Annotated in this window: 18 protein-coding genes, 1 tRNA gene and 1 pseudogene; 6 read left to right on the plus strand and 14 right to left on the minus strand. The window is 57.2% G+C overall.

The window, feature by feature from the left end; all coding sequences use genetic code 11:
- The first annotated feature begins 143 nt into the window (after window positions 1–143).
- On the plus strand, window positions 144–1325 hold the full coding sequence (locus ACLH1I_RS17480; RefSeq protein ID WP_004205205.1) for a PLP-dependent aminotransferase family protein: 1182 nt from the start codon (window positions 144–146) through the stop codon (window positions 1323–1325).
- A gap of 195 nt (window positions 1326–1520) precedes the next feature.
- On the opposite strand, the gene ACLH1I_RS17485 is transcribed toward ACLH1I_RS17480, so the two are convergent.
- The 3 genes from ACLH1I_RS17485 to ACLH1I_RS17495 form a co-directional block, all read right to left on the minus strand.
- Complete coding sequence (locus tag ACLH1I_RS17485; RefSeq protein WP_004205204.1) at window positions 1521–1709, minus strand: hypothetical protein; 189 nt, start codon at window positions 1707–1709, stop codon at window positions 1521–1523.
- Window positions 1710–1914: 205 nt separating this feature from the next.
- Complete coding sequence (locus tag ACLH1I_RS17490; RefSeq protein ID WP_025999196.1) at window positions 1915–2253, minus strand: hypothetical protein; 339 nt, start codon at window positions 2251–2253, stop codon at window positions 1915–1917.
- Between the two features lie 86 nt (window positions 2254–2339).
- Window positions 2340–2942: a short chain dehydrogenase gene (locus ACLH1I_RS17495; RefSeq protein WP_198079821.1), complete on the minus strand. Its 603-nt coding sequence runs from the start codon at window positions 2940–2942 to the stop codon at window positions 2340–2342.
- A 97-nt stretch (window positions 2943–3039) separates the two neighbouring features.
- On the opposite strand from ACLH1I_RS17495, the gene ACLH1I_RS17500 reads away from it, so the two are divergent.
- Window positions 3040–3951 (plus strand): LysR family transcriptional regulator, encoded by a 912-nt coding sequence (locus tag ACLH1I_RS17500; protein WP_032456620.1) that lies wholly within the window; start codon window positions 3040–3042, stop codon window positions 3949–3951.
- On the opposite strand, the gene ACLH1I_RS17505 is transcribed toward ACLH1I_RS17500, so the two are convergent.
- The 4 genes from ACLH1I_RS17505 to ACLH1I_RS17520 form a co-directional block, all read right to left on the minus strand.
- On the minus strand, window positions 3952–5100 hold the full coding sequence (locus tag ACLH1I_RS17505) for a trans-sulfuration enzyme family protein (protein WP_004205199.1): 1149 nt from the start codon (window positions 5098–5100) through the stop codon (window positions 3952–3954). It lies immediately after the preceding gene.
- Window positions 5101–5110: 10 nt separating this feature from the next.
- A complete protein-coding gene (locus ACLH1I_RS17510) occupies window positions 5111–6487 on the minus strand; it encodes a pyridoxal-phosphate dependent enzyme (protein ID WP_162544117.1) in 1377 nt (458 codons plus the stop codon).
- Between the two features lie 559 nt (window positions 6488–7046).
- Window positions 7047–7122 (minus strand) — tRNA-Phe (locus tag ACLH1I_RS17515).
- A gap of 105 nt (window positions 7123–7227) precedes the next feature.
- Window positions 7228–7941, minus strand: coding sequence for a DUF554 domain-containing protein (locus ACLH1I_RS17520; protein ID WP_004205197.1), 714 nt, complete (start codon window positions 7939–7941; stop codon window positions 7228–7230).
- A 419-nt stretch (window positions 7942–8360) separates the two neighbouring features.
- Between ACLH1I_RS17520 and ACLH1I_RS17525 the strand changes: the two genes are divergently transcribed.
- On the plus strand, window positions 8361–10499 hold the full coding sequence (locus ACLH1I_RS17525; protein ID WP_017899763.1) for an ornithine decarboxylase: 2139 nt from the start codon (window positions 8361–8363) through the stop codon (window positions 10497–10499).
- 42 nt (window positions 10500–10541) lie between these two features.
- Here the strand turns inward: ACLH1I_RS17525 and ACLH1I_RS17530 are convergent, their stop codons facing one another.
- The 4 genes from ACLH1I_RS17530 to mutY form a co-directional block, all read right to left on the minus strand.
- The gene (locus tag ACLH1I_RS17530) at window positions 10542–11795 is read right to left on the minus strand and encodes a nucleoside permease (protein ID WP_023319141.1); all 1254 of its coding nucleotides are present in this window, start codon (window positions 11793–11795) and stop codon (window positions 10542–10544) included.
- 190 nt (window positions 11796–11985) lie between these two features.
- Window positions 11986–13068 carry a membrane-bound lytic murein transglycosylase MltC gene (gene mltC / locus ACLH1I_RS17535; protein WP_002916629.1) on the minus strand — a complete coding sequence of 361 codons (1083 nt, stop codon included), beginning with the start codon at window positions 13066–13068 and terminating at the stop codon, window positions 11986–11988.
- A 48-nt stretch (window positions 13069–13116) separates the two neighbouring features.
- Window positions 13117–13392, minus strand: coding sequence for an oxidative damage protection protein (locus tag ACLH1I_RS17540; RefSeq protein WP_004105744.1), 276 nt, complete (start codon window positions 13390–13392; stop codon window positions 13117–13119).
- A 27-nt stretch (window positions 13393–13419) separates the two neighbouring features.
- Window positions 13420–14478 carry an A/G-specific adenine glycosylase gene (gene mutY, locus ACLH1I_RS17545; protein WP_048325734.1) on the minus strand — a complete coding sequence of 353 codons (1059 nt, stop codon included), beginning with the start codon at window positions 14476–14478 and terminating at the stop codon, window positions 13420–13422.
- A 136-nt stretch (window positions 14479–14614) separates the two neighbouring features.
- Between mutY and trmB the strand changes: the two genes are divergently transcribed.
- From trmB to ACLH1I_RS17560, 3 genes are read left to right on the plus strand one after another with little or no spacing between them, the layout of a single operon-like run.
- Window positions 14615–15334, plus strand: a complete 720-nt coding sequence (gene trmB, locus ACLH1I_RS17550) for a tRNA (guanosine(46)-N7)-methyltransferase TrmB (RefSeq protein WP_004205192.1) — start codon at window positions 14615–14617, stop codon at window positions 15332–15334.
- The gene (locus tag ACLH1I_RS17555; RefSeq protein WP_002916620.1) at window positions 15334–15660 is read left to right on the plus strand and encodes a YggL family protein; all 327 of its coding nucleotides are present in this window, start codon (window positions 15334–15336) and stop codon (window positions 15658–15660) included. Before trmB ends, ACLH1I_RS17555 begins: the two co-directional genes overlap by 1 nt.
- Before the next feature lie 50 nt (window positions 15661–15710).
- Entirely contained in the window at window positions 15711–16430 is a 720-nt protein-coding gene (locus tag ACLH1I_RS17560) for a DUF2884 domain-containing protein (protein ID WP_004205190.1), read from the plus strand.
- Between the two features lie 47 nt (window positions 16431–16477).
- Here ACLH1I_RS17560 and ACLH1I_RS17565 read toward each other — a convergent pair whose 3' ends face one another.
- From ACLH1I_RS17565 to ACLH1I_RS17575, 3 genes and pseudogenes are all read right to left on the minus strand, one after another.
- On the minus strand, window positions 16478–17779 hold the full coding sequence (locus ACLH1I_RS17565) for a TRAP transporter large permease (RefSeq protein ID WP_151628987.1): 1302 nt from the start codon (window positions 17777–17779) through the stop codon (window positions 16478–16480).
- Window positions 17772–18281 carry a TRAP transporter small permease gene (locus tag ACLH1I_RS17570; protein WP_004205188.1) on the minus strand — a complete coding sequence of 170 codons (510 nt, stop codon included), beginning with the start codon at window positions 18279–18281 and terminating at the stop codon, window positions 17772–17774. The genes ACLH1I_RS17565 and ACLH1I_RS17570 overlap by 8 nt, the downstream gene beginning before the upstream one ends.
- 46 nt (window positions 18282–18327) lie before the next feature.
- Window positions 18328–19322 (minus strand): annotated as a pseudogene (locus ACLH1I_RS17575) (TRAP transporter substrate-binding protein).
- Window positions 19323–19569 lie beyond the last annotated feature (247 nt).

Here is a 19569-nt window from a genome sequence, read left to right on the forward strand (position 1 = left end):
ACCCCGGATAGCGGCTCCTGCCCTGTCCGGGGAGAGCGCAGAGACACGAACAAGGATAGCCCGGACTGGTAAGCGCCGCCGGGGAACACCTGCAACAAAGCCAAGATAATTAACACAACAACAAGACAGAAAAGGAAAATAGTATGCACGATCGGCGTCTCGCCGCCCGCGCGGGTGAACTCAAGCCCTCCGCCGTCCGCGAACTTCTCAAGCACAGTAAACTGCCGGGCGTGATCTCGCTTGGCGGCGGCATTCCGGCCCCGGAACTGTTTGATACCGAAGGCCTGGAGCTGGCGGTGCAGAAGGTGATGAGCGAGCGTTTTCATGACGCATTTCAGTACGGTCTGACGGAAGGCTACCCGCCGCTGCGTCAGGCGGTGAGTGAAATCTGCCACTCCCGTGGCGTGACCTGTTCAGCCGCTCAGGTCTATATCACCTCCGGCTCCCAGCAATCGCTGGATATCGTTGCCCGCACGCTGCTCGATCCAGGCGATACTATCGTCGTTGAGCGACCCACCTATCTGGCGGCGCTGCAGGTGTTTCAGCTGGCGCAGGCCAATATTCTCAGCGTCGATACCGATGATGATGGGATGCTGGTGGAGCAGTTGGCCGACCTGCTGGAGACCACCCGCGTCAAAGCCGTCTACCTGGTGCCGACGTTCGGCAACCCCGGCGGTAAAACGCTGAGTGAGGCGCGTCGTCGCCGGCTGGTCGAGCTGGCGAAAAAATATGACTTCGTCATTCTGGAAGACGATCCCTACGGTGAAATTAGCTTTACTGACGCCGTGCGACGTCCGCTCTATCAGCACGCTGTTGAGCTGGGCTGTGAAGATCAAGTGGTTTACACCTCGACGTTTTCAAAGATCCTCGCGCCGGGGATGCGTATCGGCTGGATCGTCATGCCGGACTGGCTGGCGCAGCAGACGGTGATTGTGAAGCAGGCGGCGGATCTGCATACCAATATGCTGTCGCAGGTGATCACCGCGGAATACCTCAGTCTGAACCGGCTGGATAACCAGATTGCGTTGATTCGCGAAGACTATCGCAAGAAGTGCGTGGCGCTGGCCGATGCGCTGGAAAGCCGCCTTGGCGAGCACCTGGAATTCAGCCGCCCGCAGGGGGGGATGTTCCTGTGGGCGCGTTTCCGCTATCCGTTCGATACCATGGAATGGATGAAGAAAACGCTGGAAAACGGCGTGGTGTACGTTCCGGGAGAAGCGTTTTATCACGATAATCCGGATACCCGTACCCTGCGTCTTTCCTACTCAACGGTGTCGGAAGCCGGGCTGCTGACCGCCGTTGAGCGGCTGGCGGCCTCCCTGTAACGGCCCTGCTGTGCGCCGCTTAGCGGCGGCGCATCCTCTTCGCTTCAATAGCGAGAGGGAGTGACGCTAGCGTTCAGCGCTGGGATCACTCCGTATCGACGATGCGATCATCCAGCCAGACCAACATCAGCGCTGCGAGAAAAGCTACCGCAAAGGTACCAATAAACAACCACATAGATGTCCCTCACGGGTTAATTATTTTGCTGATTTTACCGGAGAACGATCGTTTCGGTCGGAGATGGAGATTTTTGTCCCAGCCGAATGGCTGGCGAGAGAGAAAAAGTCATCGGCATCAATATCGAAGTTAAGAATAATTTCCCTGTATTCCCCACCGTTAATTAACGCTTTGGCTTCTTTAACACTACTGGCAATAATGACAGGCATCAGTTTTATCTCATTTTGAAAACTGAGAAGCAAAATAAGAGTTAGTTCGTACCAGATCAACTACTTTTTATCGTATACGACTGCAGAAAAAAACGTCCTCCTGTGGCTCGGTGATAGAGGAGGATTTTGTGACAGCGATCGGCTCGTCAACAGCGGGATCTTATCGGGCGCTGTGACGGGCTGCGGTTTCGCCAGCCCGCCGGGATTATTTACCCTGCTGTTTTGCTCGTAATATCTCGCCACAGCGCTGCTGGTCCTGACGCAGCGCCTGCTGTTCCTGCGGGCTGAGCTGATGCCAGGTGTCCAGCATCCGCTGCCCCAGCGCCGGCAGGTAATGTGCTTTATGCAGCGCGTAGTCAGAATTCCCCCCCTCGACGATATTCTGCATATCGTGGAGGAACTGGCGGCTGTCGTCATGATCGATCACGCAAAATACCGCCCGGTAGTAAGCTTCGTCTTCCTCGGTGTAATGCGGAGTGAACCACCAGACCAGCAGCACGGTAAGCGCCAGCAGCGGGATAATAAAGAGTAATTTTTTCAACATCAGTTTTTCGGCCGGAGACAATCAGCCGTCAATGTACCTGCAACAACGTCAGGATGTAAGCGCCGGCCCCGGCGGGCCGGCACTGGCTAGTAGCCGACCGGGTAGATGCGGCCGGTTTGCACCCCTTCAATGCTGCGGCGATAGGCCTGTGCTACGGCGGCGGCGGGAATGCTGGCAAAGCCCGGGAAAAAGTCGCCGTAGGCCGCCAGCGACTCGCTGAGCACGGTGGGGCTGATGAGATTGATGCGGATCCCGCGCGGCAGTTCGCAGGCGGCGGCCCGTACAAAGCCTTCCAGACCGGCGTTGACCGTCGTGGCATTGACGCCCTGAGCAATCGGCTCCTGCGCGACAATGCCGCTGACCAGGGTAATCGACCCGCCGTCGCGCAGGAAATGCTGGCCGATCAGCGCCAGGCGAATTTGCCCCAGCAGTTTGTCCTGCAGACCGAGGTTGAACTGGCTGTCGGTCATGGTGCTTAACGGCCCAAAGTGCAGATTACCGGTGGTGGAGACGATGGCGTCTACTTCGCCGGTCTGCGCAAACAGCGCCTCGACGCTCTCCTGCGAGGTGATATCCACCTGATAATCTCCCCGGGTGCGGCCAACGCGGATAACGTCATGTCTCTGACTCAGTTCTTCGCTGACCGCGCGACCGATGGTGCCGCTGGCACCGATAACGATAATTTTCATGGCAGACTCCTGATGAGGTGAGAGGCTATTCTTTAATAAAACGGATATCGGATAAACTGGCTAAAAGTTAGAACATTACTAACCAGAGGTTAGCAATATGGATAAGCTGCGAGGGATGGAGACGTTTATTGCCGTGGTGGAGTGCGGCAGCTTTACCGGGGCGGCGTCGCGCCTGGGGCTGTCGGCGGTGATGGTCGGGAAATATATCGCCCAGCTGGAAACCCAGCTGGCGACGCGCCTGCTGGAGCGTAACACCCGACGCCAGAGCCTCACCGACGCCGGGCGGGTCTATTTTGACGAAGCGAAACGGGTGATGGAGCAGGTCTCCATCGCCGAAAGCGCGGTCGAGCGGCTGCGGCTGGCGCCCGCCGGCACCCTGCGGGTGAGCGCGCCCACCTCGTTCGGCGCCAGCGTGATTGCGCCCCTGACCGCCACCTTTCTGCAAGCCTGGCCAGCGGTCCGGGTGGAACTGGATCTGACCAACCGGATGGTCGATCTGGTGGATGAGGGGTTCGACCTGGCGATCCGCATTGGCGAGATCCATCAGGAGGATCTGGTGGCCCGCTATCTGGCGCCCTATCGGATGGTGATCTGCGCCGCACCGGCTTATCTGGCGCGTTACGGAACGCCCGGGAGGCCGGAAGATCTCGCCGATCATCTCTGCCTGTCCCATACGGTCTGGACCGCCCGCAACGAGTGGCGGCTGCCGGGCATGGAGGGGGAAGTGCGCTGGAAGCGCGATGCGGTTTTGCGCTGCAACGATGGCTATGCGCTGCGCCAGGCGGCGATCGCCGGGGCTGGGCTGCTGATGCAGCCGGAGGTGCTGCTGGCCGATGCGCTGGCCAGCGGCAGCCTGGTGCGGGTGCTGGAGGCGTGGACCCCACAGCCGCGGCCCGTGCATCTGCTCTGGCGCCAGGATCGCCGGCCCCTGCCGAAGCTGACGCAGTTTATCGCCCACCTTCAGCAGGGAATGCCTGACGCGCTGGCGACGACCTGCGCGTCGGAATAATCACTCCTCCCGAAGCGCCTGCTGCCAGTCGGCAATCAGATCGTGAGGATCTTCGATCCCGACCGACAGGCGGATCAGCTGCGGCGTGATGCCGTTCGCCAGGCGCTTCTCCAGCGGGATCGAGGCATGGGTCATGCTGAAGGGCTGGCTCACCAGGCTCTCGACGCCGCCCAGACTCTCCGCAAGGGTGAACCAGCGCAGCTTGCTGATGATGCGTTCGGCGTAACCGTCATCGCCTTTCACCACTACCGAAATCATGCCGCCGGGCAGGGCCATTTGCCGGCGCGCCAGCTGATGGTGCGGGTGCGAGGCCAGCCAGGGGAACCAGACTCGCTCTACCTCCGGCTGCTGTTCCAGCCATTCGGCGAGCTGCAGCGCGTTCGCGCTGTGGCGCTCCATCCGCAGCGCCAGGGTGCGGATGCCGCGTAGCGTCAGGAAGCTGCTGAACGGGTCGAGTACGCCGCCTACCGCATTCTGCAGGTAGCCAAGCTTCTCCGCGAGCGCGGCGTTATCGCCGACCACCGCCAGGCCGGCGACGACATCGGAATGGCCATTGAGGTACTTAGTCGCGGAGTGGACCACAATATCAAACCCGTGCTCCAGCGGGCGATGGATCGCCGGCGAGGCGAAAGTGTTATCGGCGACGCTGATCAGGTTATGGCGGCGCGCGATAGCGGCGATAGCGCTGAGATCCGCCAGCTTCAGCAGCGGGTTGGTGGGCGTTTCCACCCAGATCATGCGCGTATCGGGGCGGATCGCCGCTTCAATTCCCGCCAGGTCGTCGGGTTTCACCCAGCTCACCTGCAGACCAGCGCTACGGCGGCGTACGTTTTCCAGCAGGCGGTAAGTGCCGCCATACACATCATCGACCGCCACCAGGTGACTGTCCTTATCCAGCAGCTCCAGCACGGTGGCGATGGCGGCCAGCCCGGAGGCGAACGCGTAGCCGCGCGTACCGTTTTCCAGGTCGGCGATCGCCGTCTCCAGCGCATGGCGGGTAGGATTCCCGCTGCGGGAATATTCATAGCCAGTATGCTGCCCCGGCGCCGGCTGAGCGAAAGTGGAGGTGGCATAAATAGGCGGCATCACTGCGCCGTGGCTGTCGGTGAAGGTTCCGCTATGTACGCTCAGGGTGTGGATAGATGACATAAAAAATTCCTTATTGTGCTACTTGGTTACGCCAGGCGGTCAGTACATCGCTGCGGGTGACCAGGCCAAGAAAACGCGCGTTGTCAGCGATCACCGCCACCAGACCGCGATCGAGAATGGCCTGCAGTTCGCTCTCTGGCGCACGCTTATCGAGAGTTTCAACATGGCGGCTCATCGCTTCGCTGACCGGCAGGGAGAAGCGTTGGCGATCGCCCTGTACGTGGCGGATCAAATCCCACTCATCGACGATGCCGACCACGCGGCCATCCTCCAGAACCGGCAGCTGGGAGATGTCATACAGCCGCATGCGGGTAAAGACCGCGGCCAGGGTGTCGTCCGGCGCGGCCGTGACGGTAGCGCCTTCGTCATGGCGCAGGGCGATAAAATCACTGAGATCGCCCTGTTCGGGGCGGGCGATCAGCCCTTGCTGGCGCATCCAGTCGTCGTTGAACATTTTTGACAGGTATTTATTGCCGCTATCGCAGGCGAAGGTCACCACCCGCTTCGGACGGCTTTGCGCCCGGCAGTAGCGCAGCGCGGCGCTGAGCAGGGTGCCGGTGGAGGATCCGGCCAGCACACCCTCGACCTGCAGCAGCTGGCGCGCGGTGTGGAACGCTTCGCGGTCGCTGACGCGATAGGCGGTATGCACCCCCTCCAGCCTGGCCAGCGGCGGGATGAAATCTTCTCCAATCCCTTCGACCAGCCAGGATCCCGTTTCGCCGTAGCGTCCGGTATCAACCTGATCGGCAAGGATCGAGCCCGTCGGATCGGCGAGGATAAATTCCGTTTTCGGCGAGTGTTCTGCAAACCAGGCCTGAAGCCCGCCCAGCGTGCCGCCAGAGCCAACGCCGACGACGATGGCGTCGATGTCGCCCTCCAGCTGCTGATAAAGCTCCGGCGCGGTGGAGGTCGCGTGCGCCAGCGGATTAGCGTCGTTGTTAAACTGGTCGATATAAAAAGCCCCCGGCGTTTCATCGGCAAGGCGGCGGGCATAATCCTGGTAATAGGCCGGATGACCTTTATTGACGTCGGAACGGGTGAGCAGCACCGTCGCGCCCAGCGCCCGCAGGTGAAAGATTTTCTCGCGGCTCATTTTGTCCGGCACCACCAGGATCAGGCGGTAATTTTTCTGCGCCGCGATCAGCGCCAGGCCGAGGCCGGTATTGCCGGCAGTGGCTTCGATAATTGTCCCGCCGGGCGCCAGTTTGCCCTGGCGCTCGGCTTCGTTAATCATCGACAGCGCAACCCTATCTTTAATTGATCCGCCCGGGTTCTGATTTTCCAGTTTTAAAAACAGACTGCATGGCCCGGTATCCAGTTTGTGCAACTGGAGCAGGGGAGTATGACCGATCAGGTCGCTCACGGAATGAAACAGTGACATAACCATTTACCCACTCGTTTAAGATATTTTTGCATGGTAGGTCTGTGAAATCGGTAATTTAAAGAACATTTATCTGTCATTTAGCGCAAAATGGAATATAAGATGCTGTTCAGCCATCCGGAGGGAAAGCAGGGTAGCCGCCTGGGCGGATCGATTGCCAGAAAAGGGCGTTTTTAGCCGCTTTTAACGACAGAATGGCGATTTGAATCAGCGGGTTATCTGATATTTGAAAATGTATTTGCGAAAAGATTCTATGGGGAGAGGCGGTCTGCGCTGGCCGTTAAGTGGCAGCTGGCTCACCAGGAGAAAAGTGCAGCAGAGAATCACGGGTTAGCGTTGTTCGATGAAGAGTTCGGCTACAGAAGAGCAAAAACCCGCCTTGTGGGCGGGTTCTTTAAATAGTGGTGCCCGGACTCGGACTAACGCCGCAGGCGTTGAACAGCGCGCGTGTCGCGCTGGCCCCGAAGGGGGGAGCCGCTGTGCGGCGAATAATCGAACGCAGTTCGATGGAGAGTCCGGCTACAGAAAAGCAAAAACCCAGCCATAGGCTGGGTTCTTTAAATAGTGGTGCCCGGACTCGGAATCGAACCAAGGACACGGGGATTTTCAATCCCCTGCTCTACCGACTGAGCTATCCGGGCAACGGGGCGCATTAAACCGTAATCGCCGCGCCTCGTCAACGAAATTTATCTGTTTTGCAGCAGACTGAACAATCTATCACCACATTGCGCTAAAAGCACGCGTCTTCAGGCAAAAAACAGCGTCCAGGCCGCTGAGATCGGCATCGCCAGCACCAGCGCAGGCAGCATATTCACCACGGCAAACATTTTTATTCCGCAGATGCGCAGCCCGGTGGCCACCAGCAGCATACCGCCGACGGCGCTGAAATCCGCCAGCATCATCGGCGTGGTGAGCGGCATAATGATCGCCGCGCAGGCCGCGAGGGTCAGCTGGATAAGTAGCATCGGTACGCTGATGGCGGCGACGGCAATGCCCAGGGTACAAGCGAAAATGGTGGCGGTGAAAAAATCGAGAAACGCTTTGGCAATCAGAATGCTGGCGTCGCCGGTCATCCCTTCGCGCATGGCGCCGAAGACGCCGGTGCCGCTGGCGCAGAACAGGACGATAATCGCCACATAGCTCTGAATATAGGAGTCATGAGCCGAGGCTTTTTTCTTACCCTTCGGCGTCAGCAACTGCTGGAGCTGACTGACCAGCGTATTAATCCCTTTTTCCATATTACAAATTTCGCCGAGCAGCGTTCCCACCAGGGTCGACAGCACCATCACCGGCAGATTGGCGCATTTGATCACCAGTAAAATGCCGATGCCTAATGACGCCAGACCAAAAATTGAGGTCATGGATGTGCGGATCCGTTCCGGCAACCGCTGGCTGAGTAAGGCGCCTAACACGCCGCCGACCAGCACCGCGCTGGCATTAATAAAAGGTCCTGTAACCACGCTGACTCCTGTTAAATATCCCTGATAACCGAATGATTATGACGTTAACCCGCCGTGAAAGCTTGTGTATCCGTGATATAAGTGCATACGGTTTTCATCTTGCGCCTGTCGGGGAAAGGTGCCATGATTGCGCGAATTTTCTCCTCCCTGATATGAGGCCGCCGATGACGACACTGCCATTACCTCGCCAGCGACGCCGCGCACAGATGCGTGGGCTGCCTCATCTTGCTACGCTTACCCCTCTGTTCACCATGCGGTGAAGGACACGTATGCTCACTGTAGGGCAACAGTAAGATCGGACGCGTCTGCTTTTACTGATGTCCGGCGGTCGGAGCTGAATCCGTCAGACCCGGACACATCGTTGGGCAAGGTTTCCCTTGCCTGAGATTTTTACACTCCCGATACGGGCATTTGCGCTTATGAAATCCATGCACATTGCCGCCAGCTGCGAGCTGGTCACCCGCTTGTCCACCCACCGTCGCGTTGTGGCGCTGGACAGTACCGATTTTACCGATGTGGCGGCAGTCGTCATCACCGCGGCGGACAGTCGCAGCGGCATCCTCGCCCTCCTCAGGCGTAGCGGATTTAACCTGCCGGTCTACCTGCTGAGCGAGACGGCGGTCGATAAGCCGGAGGGGGTACAGGCGGTGATCGCCGGTAAAGATCAGGAGTGGCTGGAGCTGGAAGCGGCGGCCTGCGATTATGAAGCGCGTCTGCTGCCGCCGTTTTTCAATACGCTGACCCAGTACGTCGAAATGGATAACAGCACCTTTGCCTGTCCGGGACACCAGCACGGGGCCTTTTTCAAAAAGCATCCCGCAGGCCGCCAGTTCTATGACTTTTTTGGCGAAAACGTCTTTCGCGCCGATATGTGTAACGCCGACGTAAAATTAGGCGATCTGCTGATCCACGAAGGGTCGGCCAAGCACGCGCAGAAGTTCGCCGCGAAGGTCTTTAATGCGGATAAAACCTACTTCGTCCTTAACGGCACCTCGGCGGCCAACAAAGTCGTGACCAACGCGCTGTTGACCCGCGGCGATCTGGTGCTGTTCGATCGCAACAACCACAAGTCAAACCATCACGGGGCGCTGATTCAGGCTGGAGCGACGCCTGTCTATCTTGAAGCCGCGCGCAATCCGTTCGGCTTTATCGGCGGTATTGACGAGCGCTGCTTTGATGAGCGCTACCTGCGGGATCTCATCCGTGAAGCGGCGCCAGAGAAAGCCACGGCCTCTCGCCCGTTTCGTCTGGCGGTGATCCAGCTCGGAACCTATGACGGCACGGTCTATAACGCCCGCCAGGTGGTCGATAAAATCGGCCACCTCTGCGATTACATCCTGTTCGACTCGGCGTGGGTGGGCTATGAGCAGTTTATCCCGATGATGGCCGACTGTTCGCCGCTGCTGCTGGAGCTGACCCCGGACGATCCGGGCATTTTTGTCACCCAGTCCGTTCACAAGCAGCAGGCCGGTTTCTCGCAGACGTCGCAGATCCATAAAAAGGATAACCATCTGCGCGGCCAGGCGCGCTTCTGTCCGCACAAGCGGCTGAATAACGCCTTTATGCTGCATGCCTCTACCAGCCCGTTTTATCCGCTGTTCGCCGCACTGGACGTCAACGCCAAAATCCACGAAGGCGAGAGCGGCCGCCGCCTGTGGGCCGAATGCGTGGCGCTGGGCATCGAGGCGCGCAAAGCGATCATCGCCAATTGCAAGATGATCCAGCCTTTTATTCCGCCGATAGTGGCGGGGCGCCCGTGGCAGGATCACCCGACTGAGGCGATCGCCCGGGAGCGCCGTTTCTTCAGCTTCGAACCGGGCGCGCGCTGGCATGGCTTCGAGGGCTATGCCGACGACCAGTATTTTGTCGACCCGTGCAAGCTGTTGTTGACCACCCCGGGCATCGACGCGGAGAGTGGGGAGTACAGTGAGTTCGGCATCCCGGCGACCATTCTGGCGCATTACCTGCGGGAAAACGGCATCGTGCCGGAGAAGTGCGATCTCAACTCGATTCTGTTCCTGCTGACGCCGGCGGAAAGCGCCGAAAAAATGGCGCAGCTGGTGGCGATGCTGGGGCAGTTTGAACAGCATATTGAAGCGGATACGCCGCTGGCCGATGTGTTGCCGACCATCTATAACAAATACCCGGTGCGTTATCGCGACTATACCCTGCGCGAACTGTGCCAGGAGATGCACGATCTGTACGTCAGCTTTGACGTGAAGAGCCTGCAAAAAGAGATGTTCCGTAAACGGAGCTTCCCGCGGGTGGTGATGAATCCCCAGGATGCCAACCGCGAATTTATCCGCGGCGACGTGGAGCTGGTGCGTCTGAGCGAGGCGGAGGGCCGCGTCGCGGCGGAAGGGGCGCTGCCGTATCCGCCGGGGGTATTATGCGTGGTGCCCGGTGAGGTCTGGGGTGGCGCTGTACTGCGCTATTTCCTTGCGCTGGAAGAGGGGGTTAATATGCTGCCGGGCTTCTCGCCGGAGCTGCAGGGGGTATATAGTGAGACGGATTCGGACGGCATTAAGCGGCTGTATGGCTACGTGCTGAAGGGATAAAAAACGCCCCGCTGAACCGGCGGGGCGTTTTGCTTTTGACGATCACGCGCTCTGCTGCGCGGCGGTCGGTTGTCTGACGTGTTTGTATTTGAACAGCGCCACGAAGGCAAAAGCCAGCACCAGCGAATAGCCGGCGAAAATCAGCCACACGCTCTGCCAGTTAGTGATCCCTTCGACGGTAAAGTGCTCCACCACTTTGCCGCTCACCATGCCACCGAGAATACAGCCGAAGCCGTTGGTCATCATCAGGAACATGCCCTGGGCGCTGGCGCGGATTTCCGGACGCACCTCTTTCTCCACGAACACTGAACCAGAGATGTTGAAGAAGTCGAAAGCGCAGCCGTAGACGATCATCGACAGCACCAGTAGCACGGTGCCGAACGGTGTCGGATCGCCGAAGGCGAACAGGCCGAAGCGCAGCATCCACGCCACGATACTGATAAGCATCACGTTCTTAATGCCGTAGCGGCTGAGGAAGAACGGAATGGTCAGGATAAACAGCGTCTCGGAGATCTGCGATATCGACATCAGCACCGAGGCGTGTTCGACGATAAAGCTGCCGGCAAACAGCGGATCTTTATCGAAGCTGTGCAGGAAGGTATTACCGAACATGTTGGTGATTTGCAGCTCGGCGCCTAGCATCATCGAGAAGATAAAGAAGATTGCCATGCGCTTGTTTTTAAACAGCGCAAAAGCGTTAAGCCCCAGCATCTCCGTCCAGCTTTGATTACGCTGGGCGTTAGCCACCGGGATCGTCGGCAGCGTCAGGGTGAACAGCGTCAGCAGGACCGACAGCGTCGCGCCAATGTACAGCTGCATATGGCTCAGTTCAAAGCCGGAGAAGCTGACGCCCCACATGGCGAAGATAAAGCCGATGGTGCCCCAGATCCGGATCGGCGGGAAATCGGTGACGATATCCAGCCCCGCCGACTGCAGGCGGTAGTAAGAGATGGTGTTAATCAGCCCCAGCGTCGGCATATAGGCCAGCGAGTTGAGGAGGATCACAAGGAACATCTCGCCCGGCGTGGTGACCTGCGCCGCCAGATACAGCGTCAGCGCGCCCACCAGGTGGCAAGCGGCATACACCCATTTGGCGCTGATCCACTTATCGGCGACGATGCCGAGCAGCGTCGGCATCAACACCGCGGCGATACCGAGCGAGCTATATACTGCGCCGATAGCCGCGCCATCAAACTTCAGCGTGACAAACATGTATGAGCCAAGCGTGGTGAGCCAGCTCCCCCAAAGGCAGAACTGCAGGAACGACAGTATTTTGAGCTGCAGCTTAAGATTCATGTAGTTATCCTCACGAATGTGGGCTTGTTATGTTTTTAAAATAACATTAATCCCGTTATTTTGATGCGATTCTATCATTCACCAGCTGAAGGCTTCTGTTAACTGCCGCAGAAAACCGAAAGATATTCCACAGTATGGCGCAGAAAAAAAGCGGCCTCAGCGCGTGGCTGAGGCCGGTGTCAGGAGGGGGTTATTTACGGCGGTAGCTTTTCTGCGCCGTGTTAACTTTATACAGATAGCGGCGCGATTCCGCCGACGGATGACGGGTGGTCAGCGTCTGGTAGACGTCACCTGGCGCCATGCTGTTGATGATATTGGCCGCCTGGACTTTATCGCTGGAGAAGACCCGCAGCACGCTGCCGGCGCCGCCGTTATAGGCGGTGATCACCGCGTAGCGACGCGAGGTGGGGTTATCGATGCCAGCAAGGTAGACATTGTTCAGCATCGCCAGGTAGGCAGTACCGGTGTCAATGTTATTCGCCGGGTCGAACAGATAGCTACGGCTTGGCAGGCCCGATTTACCCTGGGAACGGAAGACGTCTCTTCCGGCGCTGTGCTGGACTACCTGCATCAGCCCCATGGCGTCGGCATGGCTGACCGCATAAGGGTTAAAGGAGGATTCGGTCTGCATAATCGCGAGGATCAGCGACTCATCAACCCCGTACTTACGCGAGGCCTGACGCACCATGCCGAGGTATTTATGCGCACGTTTGTCGAGGTGGTTCGGCACCAGGTTGATGGTGATGCTGTAGACCACGCGCAGGCCGTTGTTGCGGCTCTTCAGGCGGGTTTGCAGCAGATAGTCGGCAAAGCGCGCGGCGCGCCACTCCCAACGAATCGATGCCCCGGTGTTATCCACCACCTGGCCATAGAGGAACGGCTCTTTGGAGATCTGAATGTCATCGACATCGGAATAGAGGTCGATGGAGTTGGGGTCATCGCCCATCAGCAGGGTTTTGACGATCGCCTGGCGCAGTCGTCCGCGCGGATCGGTGCCGGCGATGGTCTCGACGGTGATCGTCCCTTCATCGAAGTTGATGTGGCTGCGGGTTTGATACTGGTCGGTGTATTTGACGTAGTCCTTCGGCCCGGCGAGCAGGACTTCGTTGTACCCCCAAATGTTCTCGATGTTGTGGGCAAACTGGCCCATCAGGATATCAAAACCGTTGGTATCCTTGACCCAGGCCTCGTTGTATTCGGCGCCTTTTTTATTGGAGCTGGAACACGAAACGAGCAACGGCGCAATCAGCGCGAGCGCTAAGTATTTTTTCATCATTCCGGGCGTGCGTGTTGTGTTTGTTTTTAAAAGGCCGCAGGGCCCTTACTGTTTTTCCGGCGGCGTATAGCCTTCGATGTGCACATCTTTCCCTTCAAACAGGAACTGCACCATTTCCTGCTCCAGCAGCTTGCGGTGCTCCGGGTTCATCATGCTGAGCTTTTTCTCGTTGATCAGCATGGTCTGCTTGTGCTGCCACTGCGCCCAGGCTTCTTTGGAGATTTCGTTGTAAATGCGCTTCCCGAGTTCGCCCGGATACAGCTGAAAATCCTGGCCGTCCGCTTCACGCTGCAGGAAGGTACAAAAAATAGTTCTGCTCATAATCAATCCTCTTTGATAGCCGAAAATTTATACCGGCGTTCCGGCTTTTAACTGTTGCAACAAGCGCTCCACGGGGGCCGCCAGACCAACCGACGGCGGCTGCGCTAAGTTATACCAGAGTGCGTTGCCTTCATCCATGTATGCGCCAGATGAGTGCACTGTAAGCCACATCGGCACAATATCCAGGTGGAAATGGCTGAAAGTGTGGCGAAAAGCGGTGAGCTGCGTCAGATTATCGGCCTTAATCTGGCGCTGTGCCAGCCACTCGCGCAGGCCCGCTTCGTCGGCAAACTGCGGAAAACAGAACAATCCGCCCCACAGACCCACCGGCGGACGTTGGGCGAGAAACACCTCGTCACCGTGCTGCATCAGCAGAAAATAGCCGGTGCGTTCCGGAATGGTCTGCTTCGGTTTTTTGCCCGGATATTCTGCCCATGAATGATTGGCGTAGGCCACGCAGCCGTTGCTCAGCGGGCACAGTTCGCACTTCGGCTTCGAGCGGGTGCAAACCATCGCCCCGAGATCCATCATCGCCTGGTTAAAACGCTCCACGCCCTTCGCCGGCGTGACCGCTTCGCTGATCTCCCACAGCCGTTTTTCCACCTCTTTTTTCCCCGGCCAGCCGCTGACAGCATAGCAGCGGGCGAGCACGCGCTTCACGTTGCCGTCGAGAATCGGATAATGCTGACCGAGCGAAAGCGATAAAATGGCCCCCGCCGTTGAGCGCCCGACGCCGGGAAGCGCCGCCACTTCGTCAAAGGTCTGCGGGAATTCGCCGCCGTGCTGCGTCGCCACCTGCTGCGCCGCTTTGTGTAAGTTGCGCGCCCGCGCGTAATAACCCAGTCCGGTCCACAGATGCAGCACTTCATCCAGCGGCGCGTTGGCGAGATCGACCACCGTAGGGAAACGCGCCATAAAGCGTTCAAAATAGGGGATAACCGTGGTCACCTGGGTTTGTTGCAACATCACTTCGGAGAGCCATACTTTGTAGGGCGTCTTGGCGATTTGCCAGGGCAGGGTTTTACGCCCGTATTTGTCGTACCAGTCCAGGACCTGGGCTGAAAATTGCGTGGCGAGAAAAGTCAAAGCTACGGCTCCGGGATCGCGATTACAGGGGGGCAGATTGCAGCATAAGGGCGAGTGGCTGTAAACCCTTGCATCCGCCGGGTAACTTTGGATAATGCCCGTTTTCCGAACACATTCACAAGCAGACCAAACTTTTATGAAAAACGACGTCATTTCTCCGGAATTCGATGAAAACGGTCGCCCGCTGCGCCGTATTCGTAGCTTCGTCCGTCGCCAGGGCCGCCTGACGAAAGGGCAGCAGCATGCGCTGGATAACATTTGGCCGGTGATGGGCGTTGAATTCAACGATGCGCCGCTCGATTTCGCCGCCCTGTTTGGCCGCGAAGCGCCGGTCACCCTCGAAATTGGCTTCGGGATGGGCGCATCGCTGGTGGCGATGGCAAAAGCCAAACCGGAACAGAATTTCCTCGGCATCGAAGTGCACTCCCCGGGCGTCGGCGCCTGTCTGGCCTCGGCCGAAGAAGAAGGTGTGCAAAACCTGCGCGTGATGTGTCACGATGCGGTGGAAGTGCTGCACACTATGATTCCGGATAACTCGCTGAATATGGTGCAGCTGTTTTTCCCTGACCCGTGGCATAAAGCGCGCCATAATAAACGTCGTATCGTACAGCCGCCTTTCGCCGAGCTGGTGAAAAGTAAACTGAAGCTCGGCGGCGTCTTCCATATGGCGACCGACTGGGAAGCCTATGCCGTCCATATGCTGGAAGTGATGTCCTCGCTGGAAGGATATCGTAACCAGTCGGCAAGCAACGATTACGTACCGCGCCCGGAATCGCGCCCGGTAACCAAATTTGAACAGCGTGGCCATCGTCTCGGCCACGGCGTATGGGACTTAATGTTCGAGAGGGTGAAATAATGGCCAAGAATCGTAGCCGTCGTCTGCGGAAAAAAATGCATATCGACGAGTTTCAGGAGTTAGGCTTCTCCGTCGCCTGGCGTTTCCCGGAAGGGACCAGTGAAGAGCAGATCGACCAGACGGTCAACGATCTGATCGAAGAGGTGATTGAGCCGAACAAGCTGGCCTTTGACGGCAGCGGCTATCTCTCCTGGGAGGGGCTGATCTGCATGCAGGAGATCGGTAAATGCACCGAAGAGCATCAGGCCATCGTGCGCAAATGGCTGGAAGCGCGTAAGTTAGAGGATGTGCGCACCAGCGAACTTTTTGACGTCTGGTGGGACTAAGTTTGACAAGGGTCGGCAACTGCCGGCCCGTTTTGTCTTAAGGGAGTTTTATGATGCGTAAAACGCTGCTGGCGGTGGCGCTCTCCGTCACCGCTTTGTCTGCCCATGCGGACTACCAGTGTAGCGTCACGCCGCGTGACGATGTGATCCTCACCCCTCAGCAGGTACAGGTGAAAGGGGAAAACGGCAATCTGGTGATCAAACCGGACGGCAACCTGACCTTTAACGGCAAGGCTTATGCGCTCAGCGCCGCCCAGCGCGAACAGGCGCAGGATTACCAGGCCAGTCTGCGTAGCAGCCTGCCGTGGATTGACGAAGGCGCGCGTTCGCGAGTCGAAAAAGGCCGCAAGGCGCTGGATAAAATCATTACCGAACAGGTCGGCGCCAATAGCAGTATGCACGGTCGTCTGACCAAGCTGGACGCGCAGCTGAAAGAACAGATGAACCGCATCATTGAGCGCCGCAGCGATGGCCTGACCTTCCACTATAAAGCCATCGACCAGGTGCGCGCCGACGGCCAGCAGCTGGTAAATCAGGCGATGGGCGGCATTTTGCAGGACAGCATTAACGAGATGGGGGCGAAAGCGGTGCTCAAAGGCGGCGGCAACCCGCTGCAGGGCATTCTCGGTAGCCTCGGCGGTCTGCAAACCGCTATCCAGGATGAGTGGAAAAACCAGGAGGCCGATTTCCAGCAGTTTGGTAAAGACGTCTGCAGCCGGGTGGTCTCCCTTGAGGACAGCCGCAAAGCGCTGGTTGGCTCGTTAAAATAGCTTGATTTCGCTACCTGCGCCCGCAGGTAGCGACGACGCTCAGGCGATCACATCAGCCCCAGCAGCTGTGGAATAAACAGCGAGATCGGCGGGATATAAACAATCATCATCAGCGCGATCAGCAGGGCGGCGTAGAACGGCAGCAACGGTTTGATGAGCTGCTGAATTTTCACCCCTGAAATGGAGCAGCCGACAAACAGCGCGCTGCCAACCGGCGGGGTCAGCAGGCCGATGCACAGGTTAGCGACCATCATGATGCCGAAATGAACCGGGTTCATGCCCAAATCCTCAGCAATGGGCAGAAATATCGGCGTGAAAATCAGCACCGCTGGGGTCATATCCATAAAAATGCCGACGATTAGCAGCACAATGTTAATCAGCAGCAGGATCACCACTGAGTTTTCCGACACCCCCATTAGCGCATCGCTTATCATGTAGGGAATATCGGCATTGGTCATCGCCCACGACATGCCGACCGAAAAGCCAATCAGCAGCAGAACGATAGATGTCGTCACCACCGACTCCAGAATCAGCTGCGGCAGATCGCGCCATTTGACTTCACGATAGATCAGCACCGAGAGAATAAAGGTGTAGACCACGGCGATGGCGGACGCCTCAGTGGCGGTGAAAATACCGCCGAGGATCCCGCCCATCACAATAATGACCAGCAGCAGGCTGGGTAGGGCGTCGAAAAAAGCCTTTGCCGCCTGGGCACAGGTCGGCCGTTCGGAAACCGGATAGCCGCGGCGTTTAGCGATGCAGCCGCAGACCAGCATGATGGACAGACCCATCAGAATGCCCGGCAGATAACCGGCCATAAACAGCGAGGCGACCGAGACGCCGCCGGCTGTCAGGGAAAAAACGATCAGCACGTTTGACGGCGGAATAAGCAGACCCGTGATGCAGGATGAGACGTTTACCGCTGTGGAAATGGTCGGATCGTAGCCTTTTTGCCTCTGAATGGGATTCAGCGTCCCGCCTACCGCCGCGGCGGCCGCGACGGCTGAACCGGAAATCGAGCCGAACATCATATTGGCCAGCACGTTAACGTGCCCCAGCGATCCGGGCACTCGCCCAACCATCACCTGCGCCAGATTGATTAAGCGTATTGCAATCCCGCCGCTGTTCATCAGGGTTCCGGCAAAGATAAAAAAGGGGATGGCCAGCAGCGCGAAGTTATCAAGCCCGTTCGCCAGGCGTTGAGACACGGTTATCACCGCGATATCCCAGGGAAACATCAGCAGCATCGAGCCAACGGTAGCGATACCGATGGCGAAGGAGATGGGAACGCCGATAAAAACCAGAATAAAGAAAACGCCAAACAGCGTCAGTGCAATAGCGCTATCCATGAGTTGCTCCTTCTTCTGCATGTTTCATGTTTTTCAGGCCGTTATTGATAAAACACAATGCGTAAAACATCATCATGATGCCGGTGAGCGGCAGGATCAGATACACGTAGCCCATGGGGATCTGCATCGCGGCTGAGACCTGGGCGGTCGACAGCGTTTTTGCAATCAGTTTTACGCCGCCGGTCACAATCACTGCGCCGGCAAACAGCAGGATCAGCAGGTTAATAATGACGCTGAACAGCGCCTGCCTGCGGGGAGAGAGCGTCATGGTGAGTAAATCAATCGCCAGGTGACGCTGGGCGCCGACGGTGTAGGCCGCGCCCAGTAGCCCGACCCAGATCATTAAGAAGCGCGCCAGCTCATCGGTCAGGGTGCTTGGCTGGTTAAGCACGTAGCGGCTGAATACCTGCCAGACGACGCAGACAACCAGCGCAATCATAACAGCGACAGAGAAGGCGGCGATGGTGCGGTCCACCGCCAGCTTGATGCGGTTAAGTATCATCGTTGATTTCCTGGTGAAGACGGGCCAGCGGCTGGCCCGTTAATGGTTATTCCGCGGCAGCTTCAAATTTGGCCAGCAGGGCGGCCTGTACAGGATCTTTTTTAAAGTCATCGAATAGCGGCTGCACGGCTGCACGGCGGCGCGGAACGGCGCTTTATCCACTTTGATAATTTCGCCCCCCATAGCTTTGGCCTGCGCGCGGGTATCGGCGTCGATTTTCCGCCACAGCTGTTGCTGATAAACCTCTGACGCTTTCGCCGCTTTGATCAGGATTTGTTGCTGATCCTGCGTCAGCTTGTCCCAGGTTTTACTGGAGATAACGAGGAAATCAGGGATGGAGGCATGCTCATCTTCAGAGAATACTTTCGCGATTTCGATATGGCGCGTCTGCACCCAGGAGGGAACGTTATTCTCCGCGCCGTCCACCACCCCCTGCTGCATGGCGGTATAAACTTCACCAAAGGAGATGGGGGTTGGGGAACCGCCCATTAATTCGACCATTTTTAACGTTGTCGGACTGGCCTGAACGCGGATCTTCAGTCCTTTTAAATCTTCCGGCCTGGTGATGGGCTTTTTTGCATAAAAACTTCGCGTCCCGGCGACATAAGCGGAAAGGGCAAAAAATCCTTTCTCTTTCGTCGAGTTCATTATTTCTTTACCCACCTCGCCGAAGACCACGTTATTGAAGTGGTTCTGGTCGTTAAACAAGAATGGTAAATTATATATGGCGTAAATATTATCGAAAGATTCCAGATCGCTGGCGGAACCTTTGGTCATATCCAGCGCGCCATTTTGTAATAACTCCATGGTCTCGCGAGCGCTGCCCATCTGACTACTGGGGTAAATGCGAATCTTCATCTTACCGTCAGAAAGCTGGTTTACCTCTTTGGACATCTCCTCAAACGCCTGATGCACCACATGGCTGCGCTCAAGGTTATGCGCCAGTTTTAATGTTATTTTTTCAGCCGCGACGGCACCTGCAGAGAGTAGGGCCAGTAAAGCTATACCTACCAGAGAACGAGAAAAAGGATATTTTTTCATGAGTTGGCTCCATGCACTTGGGGTAATGGGTCAATATCTTAAGCATCATGCTTTATTTCTGTATGACATATTATCTTTGTTGTCGTACATCTTTAAGCTGCCTGACTCACACTTTCTGGCAATGAGGTAATGAAATAACCGATCTTATTGAAGGATTGATATTTGGTTTGTATTAATTAATGCAAATTAATTTGAGAGTGGAATATTTAATAACAATGGAACAGATATAATGAGGTATATATGGCGG

It is taken from the genome of Klebsiella sp. 1SOBk10mer, from assembly GCF_046602535.1.
Lineage (GTDB): Bacteria > Pseudomonadota > Gammaproteobacteria > Enterobacterales > Enterobacteriaceae > Klebsiella > Klebsiella quasipneumoniae.

Excerpts from the sequence above, each read along its gene's own strand:
- ACLH1I_RS17480 (WP_004205205.1), top strand. The coding sequence starts at position 144 with ATGCACGATCGGCGTCTCGCCGCCCGCGCGGGTGAACTCAAGCCCTCC.
- ACLH1I_RS17485 (WP_004205204.1), bottom strand. The coding sequence starts at position 1,709 with ATGCCTGTCATTATTGCCAGTAGTGTTAAAGAAGCCAAAGCGTTAATT.
- ACLH1I_RS17490 (WP_025999196.1), bottom strand. The coding sequence starts at position 2,253 with ATGTTGAAAAAATTACTCTTTATTATCCCGCTGCTGGCGCTTACCGTG.
- ACLH1I_RS17495 (WP_198079821.1), bottom strand. The coding sequence starts at position 2,942 with ATGAAAATTATCGTTATCGGTGCCAGCGGCACCATCGGTCGCGCGGTC.
- ACLH1I_RS17500 (WP_032456620.1), top strand. The coding sequence starts at position 3,040 with ATGGATAAGCTGCGAGGGATGGAGACGTTTATTGCCGTGGTGGAGTGC.
- ACLH1I_RS17505 (WP_004205199.1), bottom strand. The coding sequence starts at position 5,100 with ATGTCATCTATCCACACCCTGAGCGTACATAGCGGAACCTTCACCGAC.
- ACLH1I_RS17510 (WP_162544117.1), bottom strand. The coding sequence starts at position 6,487 with ATGGTTATGTCACTGTTTCATTCCGTGAGCGACCTGATCGGTCATACT.
- ACLH1I_RS17525 (WP_017899763.1), top strand. The coding sequence starts at position 8,361 with ATGAAATCCATGCACATTGCCGCCAGCTGCGAGCTGGTCACCCGCTTG.
- ACLH1I_RS17530 (WP_023319141.1), bottom strand. The coding sequence starts at position 11,795 with ATGAATCTTAAGCTGCAGCTCAAAATACTGTCGTTCCTGCAGTTCTGC.
- mltC (WP_002916629.1), bottom strand. The coding sequence starts at position 13,068 with ATGAAAAAATACTTAGCGCTCGCGCTGATTGCGCCGTTGCTCGTTTCG.
- ACLH1I_RS17540 (WP_004105744.1), bottom strand. The coding sequence starts at position 13,392 with ATGAGCAGAACTATTTTTTGTACCTTCCTGCAGCGTGAAGCGGACGGC.
- trmB (WP_004205192.1), top strand. The coding sequence starts at position 14,615 with ATGAAAAACGACGTCATTTCTCCGGAATTCGATGAAAACGGTCGCCCG.
- ACLH1I_RS17555 (WP_002916620.1), top strand. The coding sequence starts at position 15,334 with ATGGCCAAGAATCGTAGCCGTCGTCTGCGGAAAAAAATGCATATCGAC.
- ACLH1I_RS17560 (WP_004205190.1), top strand. The coding sequence starts at position 15,711 with ATGATGCGTAAAACGCTGCTGGCGGTGGCGCTCTCCGTCACCGCTTTG.
- ACLH1I_RS17565 (WP_151628987.1), bottom strand. The coding sequence starts at position 17,779 with ATGGATAGCGCTATTGCACTGACGCTGTTTGGCGTTTTCTTTATTCTG.
- ACLH1I_RS17570 (WP_004205188.1), bottom strand. The coding sequence starts at position 18,281 with ATGATACTTAACCGCATCAAGCTGGCGGTGGACCGCACCATCGCCGCC.